The organism is Peribacillus sp. P4_C12, from assembly GCF_056402095.1.
In genome coordinates, this window is the sequence record NZ_JBFUIB010000158.1 from 1 (window position 1) to 7635 (window position 7635).

The 7635-nt window shown below is 39.1% G+C and carries 8 protein-coding genes and 1 pseudogene; 1 reads left to right on the plus strand and 8 read right to left on the minus strand.

What is annotated here, in order from left to right:
- The 3 genes and pseudogenes from AC1DUW_RS16990 to AC1DUW_RS17000 all read right to left on the minus strand — a co-directional run.
- Positions 1-79 (minus strand): annotated as a pseudogene (locus tag AC1DUW_RS16990) (L-serine ammonia-lyase, iron-sulfur-dependent subunit beta); the annotation flags it as partial.
- Between the two features lie 218 nt (positions 80-297).
- Positions 298-1968 carry a DAK2 domain-containing protein gene (locus tag AC1DUW_RS16995; RefSeq protein WP_053345283.1) on the minus strand — a complete coding sequence of 557 codons (1671 nt, stop codon included), beginning with the start codon at positions 1966-1968 and terminating at the stop codon, positions 298-300.
- Positions 1969-1987: 19 nt separating this feature from the next.
- Complete coding sequence (locus tag AC1DUW_RS17000) at positions 1988-2350, minus strand: Asp23/Gls24 family envelope stress response protein (protein ID WP_053345282.1); 363 nt, start codon at positions 2348-2350, stop codon at positions 1988-1990.
- A 252-nt stretch (positions 2351-2602) separates the two neighbouring features.
- On the opposite strand from AC1DUW_RS17000, the gene rpmB reads away from it, so the two are divergent.
- Entirely contained in the window at positions 2603-2791 is a 189-nt protein-coding gene (gene rpmB, locus AC1DUW_RS17005; RefSeq protein ID WP_034313767.1) for a 50S ribosomal protein L28, read from the plus strand.
- 197 nt (positions 2792-2988) lie between these two features.
- Here rpmB and spoVM read toward each other — a convergent pair whose 3' ends face one another.
- From spoVM to pknB, 5 genes are all read right to left on the minus strand, one after another.
- Positions 2989-3069 carry a stage V sporulation protein SpoVM gene (gene spoVM / locus AC1DUW_RS17010; protein WP_034313769.1) on the minus strand — a complete coding sequence of 27 codons (81 nt, stop codon included), beginning with the start codon at positions 3067-3069 and terminating at the stop codon, positions 2989-2991.
- A gap of 120 nt (positions 3070-3189) precedes the next feature.
- Positions 3190-3843: a thiamine diphosphokinase gene (locus AC1DUW_RS17015; RefSeq protein WP_053345281.1), complete on the minus strand. Its 654-nt coding sequence runs from the start codon at positions 3841-3843 to the stop codon at positions 3190-3192.
- 137 nt (positions 3844-3980) lie between these two features.
- On the minus strand, positions 3981-4628 hold the full coding sequence (rpe, locus tag AC1DUW_RS17020) for a ribulose-phosphate 3-epimerase (protein ID WP_053345280.1): 648 nt from the start codon (positions 4626-4628) through the stop codon (positions 3981-3983).
- 1 nt (position 4629) lies between these two features.
- Complete coding sequence (gene rsgA, locus AC1DUW_RS17025; protein WP_053345279.1) at positions 4630-5511, minus strand: ribosome small subunit-dependent GTPase A; 882 nt, start codon at positions 5509-5511, stop codon at positions 4630-4632.
- Between the two features lie 24 nt (positions 5512-5535).
- A complete protein-coding gene (gene pknB, locus AC1DUW_RS17030) occupies positions 5536-7560 on the minus strand; it encodes a Stk1 family PASTA domain-containing Ser/Thr kinase (RefSeq protein WP_053345278.1) in 2025 nt (674 codons plus the stop codon).
- Between the last annotated feature and the right edge of the window lie 75 nt (positions 7561-7635).

The following is a 7635-nucleotide window of genomic DNA, read 5'->3' on the forward strand; positions in this document are numbered from 1 at the left end:
TTGCAGCTCCTGCTGTATGAGAGCTAGAAGGACCAATCATTACTGGGCCTATGATATCAAATACACTTCTAAATTTCATGATCTACTCCTCCTTCTTTATAACTGAACTCAAAGGAACACGCTGGGAGTTATTTATATAGTACCCAAATTTACAGTCGCTCCATCAAAGCTGTTTTTTATCCTTAATATCGCAAAAATAAACTGCATAGCCTAATGACATATGCAGTTTATTGCCTTTTATTCTTACAGTATCATAACAAAGCGACGGATCAGTCCCTTATTTTAATGATGCCTTAATTATTCAATTGAAAAAATGAAAGAATATAACGGTTGTTTTCCGTTATGGACTTCAACTTCAACATCTTCAAAATTATCATTACAAAATGCAACAAGGTCCTCTACTTCTTCTTTAGTTGCATCATCTCCATATAAAATGGTCAGGATTTCGGAATCTTCATTGATCATCTCAGAAAGAAGGTCCTTTGCTGCCTGAGATTTGTCTTTATCTTTCACTTTGATGGTTCCTTCATCGATTCCCATGAAGTCTCCGGTCTTGATTGTAAGGCCATCAATGTTCGTATCCCGGACAGCATAAGTAATCTGACCCGTTTTCACATGTGAAAGGGCTTCAATCATCGCCTTTTTATTCTCAGAAGCATCTTGTGATGGATTAAAAGCCAACAATGCAGCCATGCCCTGTGGCACTGTCTTCGTAGGAATAACAGTCACATAATCTCCCAGAACATCTGCAGCTTGATTGGCAGCCATAATAATATTTTTATTATTAGGTAAGATGATGACATGTTCGGCATGCGCCTCTTCGACTGCTTTTACAATGTCTTCTGTGCTAGGGTTCATCGTTTGTCCGCCTTCAATAACCGATTTAGCACCGATGCTTTTGAATAGCTCGCTGATACCTGTGCCCATAGCTACCGACACAACACCGTATTTTTCTTTCGATTTTGGCTTCGTTTGAAGCGACGCATTTGTTTCACCAACAATCGCTGTATGCTGTTCGCGCATATTATCGATTTTCATCTTGATTAAACTACCATATTGCTGTCCATAATTAAGACAGTTACCAGGCTGTTCTGAGTGAATATGTACTTTTACAACTTCATCATCAGAGATGACTAATAATGAATCTCCGTATTCACTTAAATCGTTGCGGAACTTTTCTTCATCAAACGATTTGTTAGCCAGCTTGTCACTTTCCAATCGGACCATGAATTCTGTGCAATAGCCAAACACGATATCTTCAGTGTTCATATGTCCTTGTACGTTCATGTGATGCTCGGCACTGACCAAATCATCCATGCTTGGACCGTTTGCTGATCGGACAGGAAGAGCTTCACCTTTCAATACAGCAAGGAAGCCTTCATACACGAAAACCAACCCTTGTCCGCCACTGTCAACAACTCCCACTTCTTTTAATACAGGAAGAAGATCAGGTGTGCGTTTTAGTGAAGCATTTGCCTCAGTTACGATTTCCTCCATTACCTGAATAAGGTCCTGGTGCTTAGCTGCTGATGAAACCGCTTGCTTGGCAGCATCTTTCGCAACCGTTAAAATGGTACCTTCAACAGGCTTCATAACGGCTTTATACGCTGTCTGAACACCTGCATCAAAAGCTTGGGCAAATTCTTCACTATTAATTTCCGATTTATGTTCAATCGCTTTAGCAAAACCTCGGAAAAGTTGTGAAAGGATAACCCCAGAATTACCGCGTGCACCCATTAATAGGCCTCTTGAAAGAGAAGTACCCACTTTCCCGATATGTTCCTGCACATTATTTTGTACTTCCTTCGCTCCGGAAGTCATTGATAAATTCATATTTGTTCCAGTATCACCATCCGGAACAGGAAAAACATTCAATGCATCAACCATTTGGGCATTAGCTGCTAAATGATTGGCTCCTTGAATGATCATTTCTGCAAAGCGCATTCCGTCTAAACTTGTAATTGACACAAAACTTTCCTCCTATTGCTTAAGGGTTCGTCACACGAACTCCCTGTACAAAAATGTTAACGGATTCAACAGCTAATCCGACAGTTTTGTCCAGAGTATATTTTACCTTTGATTGCACATTATGCGCAACCTCCGAGATTTTAGTTCCATAACTCACGATAATATACATATCGATATGAACTTCTTCCTCTACTTGACGCACTATTACACCCTTTGTAAAGTTTTCTTTTCTTAAAATTTCGGCAATGCCGTCTTTAAATTGTTTTTTGGAAGCCATTCCTATAATTCCGTAGCAATCCACAGCTGCGCCGCCGGCTACAGTAGCGATCACATCATTAGAGATATCAATTTGTCCATATTTTGTTTGTAATTCGATAGACATTTTCTTTTCCCTCCCAAAAATCAAATCAACTAAAGACATTTTACTATAATGTCTATTGTTTTAAAAGTAAATGTCTTACGGTTCTTATTATAATTCAATTTTAAAGTATGTATGTCAAGGTTTTTTTCTTGAAAGTAATTAACTGAAGTATTGCATTCTCACGGTAGGTATGATAAATTATTAAAGTATTTTACAAAGACTTAAGACGACTTTGAAAAACTTAAGCTTGTTGTAGTTAGGAGGGAATTTAACATGGCACGTAAATGTGTAATCACTGGAAGAAGAACTCGTTCTGGTAACAGCCGCTCTCACGCAATGAACGCTAGCAAGCGTACATGGGGCGCTAACCTTCAAAAAGTACGTATTTTAGTTGACGGTAAACCTAAACGTGTATACGTTTCTGCAAGAGCTCTTAAATCGGGCAAAGTAGAACGCGTATAATGTTACGGCATCCTCTCAGGATGCCTTTTTATTTGAAATGGCTGCATTTTTAATGGGTATGCTTTATTTGATCTGGCCTAGTCCTCATTCAATAAAGTCATCACCCATTAATGGCTTGCCTATTCTTTTCATTGTCCTCTAATAATTCCGAAAAAATAACACCCCCCTTAAATAGAGAGGTGTTATGGAGATAAGTATCAGCCTTTTTTAAACGCTCCGAGCATAGCCCTTACCAAACTGCCCAGAACTTTTGGCAATTTAATCGTATAAAATTTCATCATGCCCCTCCTCTTTGCATCCCACAAATAAGATGAAGTGGAATTTTTTCTATTACAACATAAGCTTTTAAGCGGATATAGGATGATCGTATATATCCGAATCTGCTCTAAGCATGAATTTTAATCACTGCTTCTTATCACCATTAATATGCCTTCCTCAAATGAAACATTCCCACAATCAGAAATTAGTTCATTGCTAATGCAGAGTGTCGACCCTATCTCTAGCCTTGCGTCAATTAGCGGATATTTGAAGCCTGAGAGTGTAATGCCAGTGATTTCTGCTGTAACAGGGAGTAGAGACACATACTTCTTGTCTTTCAATGCAGTGACCTTATAAGAGCCCGGTGTCTTTACTGAAAATATATTTTGTTTATCAACTATGTACATATCTATTTCCTTATGAACAGGAAGGATGCTTTCTTTCTGAAGTAACTGGATATTACCAAGAAAATGATCCAATCTCCCTCCTGTAGCACCCAATATATGAATTTCACTTGGTTTTTGTTCTACAGCCCATTTAAAAGCAATTTCTAGATCCGTTTCATCCTTCTCAGAAGGATATAGATTGATATGTTCCAGTCTTTGATTAATATTCATATATTCATCTTCTGAAACTGAATCAAAATCGCCGAATACGAACCTAGGCTCTATATCATTTTCAAGCAGCGCCCATACTCCCCTATCGACTCCAACCCATAAATCTGTCATCTCTTTATATCCTGTTAAATCCGGCCACAAATACTCAGGGCCCCCAGCCATTATACTAATAATCATGAAATCATCCTTCTTCATAAAATATTCTTATCACTCATATCGTTACAGAAACATCGTTTTTATTTATTAGCACATACTTTCTGTGTAAAAAAAGCCGATCACTATCATACGAATATGATAATGTCGGCTTTTTTCTTTTAGTTTCCACGAATCCTTTGAATAGCTGCATGGCGATCTTTTTGATTATATATGGCAGATCCGGCCACAAGCACGGTTGCTCCTTGCTCGATACAAAGTTTAGCCGTTTCTTCATTTACTCCGCCATCAATCTCAATTTCAAGCTTTGGATTATATTTGTCTGCCATCGCCTTCACTTCAGCAATTTTCGGTAGTACGGATGCGATGAACTTTTGCCCGCCAAACCCCGGGTTAACAGTCATTAACAACACCATGTCAATATCTTCGATGATAGGCTGAATTAAGGAAGCCGGCGTAGCCGGATTAAGCACAACGCCTGCATTCACACCAAAAGATTTAATTAACTGAATCGTGCGATGCAAATGCGTGCATGCCTCAACATGTACAGTTATATAATCAGCTCCCGCTTTCGCGAATGCTTCGATATAACGATCAGGGTGTTCAATCATCAAATGTACGTCAAGCGGAAGCCTTGTCACCGGTCGGATAGCATCGACAATTAATGAGCCTATCGTAATATTGGGCACGAAATGACCATCCATGACATCCACATGGATAAAGTCCGCACCGCCCCTTTCCACATCCAGAATCTCTTCTCCAAGTTTAGCAAAATCAGCTGATAAAATAGATGGTGCAATTTTAACCATTCTAATACCTCGGCTTTCTATCTCTAATTTCCTCTAAAAACTGCATATAGTGCTCATAACGATACCGTGGAATCTCCCCTGTATCAACCGCTTCCTTCACAGCACACTTCGGCTCTTTGTCATGCAAGCAAGCCCGGAATTTACAGTCTTCTCCATGCTTATGCATTTCTGGGAAGCAATAGGATAAGCGTTCAGCTTCCATTTCCATAAATTCAAGTGAACTAAATCCAGGTGTATCCGCAACAAGTCCAGAACCAATATGAATCAATTCCACATGACGAGTGGTGTGCTTTCCACGTCCTAAGTGGGACGATATATCATCTGTCTTTAAAGCTAATTCAGGATTGATTGCATTCAGCAATGAAGATTTCCCAACCCCTGACTGACCGGCAAATACACTTGTTTTTCCTTCTATATAAGGAACAAGCTCTTCAATACCACCAGTGGAAACTGAAGAAGTCTCCAGCACTGTATAGCCCAACTTCTGATAGTCTTTGATATACTGAGACAATTTCTCTTGGCTCTCAGCAGTCACTAAGTCCATCTTCGTTACAACGATAATGGGTTCGATTTCGTTATCTTCAATAAGAACGAGAAATCTATCAAGCAAGGCTGGGCTGAAATCAGGTTCAACGGCCGAAAACACAAGAATGGCTTGATCTACATTTGATATCTGAGGACGAATCAATTCATTCTTACGTGGCTTTATTTCGGTTACAGTCCCATCTGTTTTATTATCCGCCTGATAAACCACATAATCACCAACAAGAGGTGTTACCTTATTTTTCCGGAATACTCCACGGCCTCGGCATTGAAAAACCTCTTCTCCATCAAGAACATAATAAAATCCACTTAATGCTTTAATAATTTTTCCTTCGGGCATAGCCACACTCCTAATTTAATATATTTAATTTGGATAAGAGACGGATTCGTCGATAATGACCTGATTGTCCCGCATGACTTTATATCCGGCTTTCTTATCTGGAGATACCATTAGATCAATCTTTCGTTTTACCGTTTCTACGATAAAAAATGATTCTTGAGGCTCCGTCATGCTATTGTTGATATCTTCAATGAAAATTTGGATCTCTTGCGCTTTGCCTGGCTCTACTGGATCATACTCAATCGTAATTTCCTCTGTTACCTTTTTTGGAGGGATTTCTTCTTTCCCTTTTGAAAGGACTACTTTCACCGTACTACCTTGTTCGACTCTAGTAGCCGGTTCAGGTGACTGAGATATGACAAGCCCCTCTGCAATGGAATCATTATAGACTTTATCTTCCACCTCAATCTTTATTCCACTGTCATTAGAGTAATCATTTAGGCCAGCTTCATTGAAACCAGTTAGGTTCTTTAAGCTTAATCGATCTGCACCTTTACTAATGGTAAACTCTAGTTCCGTATCGGATGGTACGATTTCGGTACCTCCCGAAGGAGTTTGTTTTATTATCGTACCTGCTGCACTGTCATCATACTCTTCGGTCACGACAATGTCCTTGAACCCCATTTTTTCAAGGAAGGATTCGACATCTGAATACTTTCTGCCTTCATAGCTAGACAACGAAATCGTTTCTTTACCAATACTCTGGTAAATATCAATTTTCGCACCTACCTTGACCGTCTTGCCTTGCTTAGGGTTCGTTTTAATCACTAGGTCTTTTTCGACCTCTTCATCTTCAATCTCAATCGTATTTCCAACAACCAGTTTCAAATTAACCAATTCAGTAATAGCATCATCCAACTCTTTCCCTTTAAGATCAGGGATGGTAACTTCCTTCGAATCAAGCATCGTCGGTGCAAGAGTTATAAATAAAACAGCAAAAAGGGCAAGAACTAAAAAGATGGTAACTAAAATGGTAGACAATTTTTTTCGTTTTTTATCTTTTTGTTTTGACTTTGTTTTTTGTTTTTTCTGTTTCTTCTGTTTCTTTTTTGTTTTAGTGTCCGCTTCTGACTCACTATCCTCATCATCCACATAGACTAGAGTGTTTTTTTCCGGGCCCCTTACTATTGTCTCATCAATACTTGAAAGTTGATCATCCGTGATGATTGGTATGGCCTTTGTTGCATCATGATCTTCAGGAATAGCAAAAGGAGATTCATTTAAACGCTCTGGATTAAGCGACGTTCGAATATCATCTTCCATTGAATCTACACTTTCATAGCGGTAATATGAATCTTTTGCTGTCGCTTTTAAGATAATATTTTCCACACTTTGTGGTATTTCAGAGTTCCAGCGTTTTGGCGAAGGAGTTTCTGATTGTAAATGTTTAAGAGCTATCGAAACGGCAGATTCACCTGAAAAGGGTAATCTCCCCGTTAGCAATTCAAACATGACGATACCAAGTGAATAAATATCAGATTTCTTATTGGCCATTCCGCCTCTAGCCTGTTCTGGAGATAAATAATGAACAGAGCCTAAGACTGCGTTCGTCTGAGTTATATTCGTTGCACTTAGAGCCAATGCAATACCAAAGTCCGTAATTTTGACGGTTCCTTCTTTATCAATCAAAATATTCTGTGGCTTGATGTCCCGATGGATAATCCCGTTATGATGGGCATGGGAAATCGCTGCCGTAATTTGCTTCATGATATCCAAGGCTTTTTCAACAGGAATCGGATAATATTTTTGTATGTATTGCTTTAGTGTAAAACCGGCCACATATTCCATGACAATATAATAGATAGCATCTTCTTCACCAACATCATAAATACTTACAATATTCGGATGAGCTAGACTTGTTGCTGATTGTGCTTCACGATTAAAACGCTTGATGAACTCCTCGTCATTATTAAAATCCATACGAAGGATTTTCAACGCTACATCACGGTCCAAAATCATATCCCTTGCAAGGTAAACATTCGCCATACCGCCGCCACCGACCATCTCGATCAGTTTATAACGGCCGTTGATTCTTCTACCAATCAACATTGAGTTCACCTGCTTTCGCTTTCATCGATAAATTGAACAAGCACAAGGGTGATATTATCTTCTCCACCATAGTGA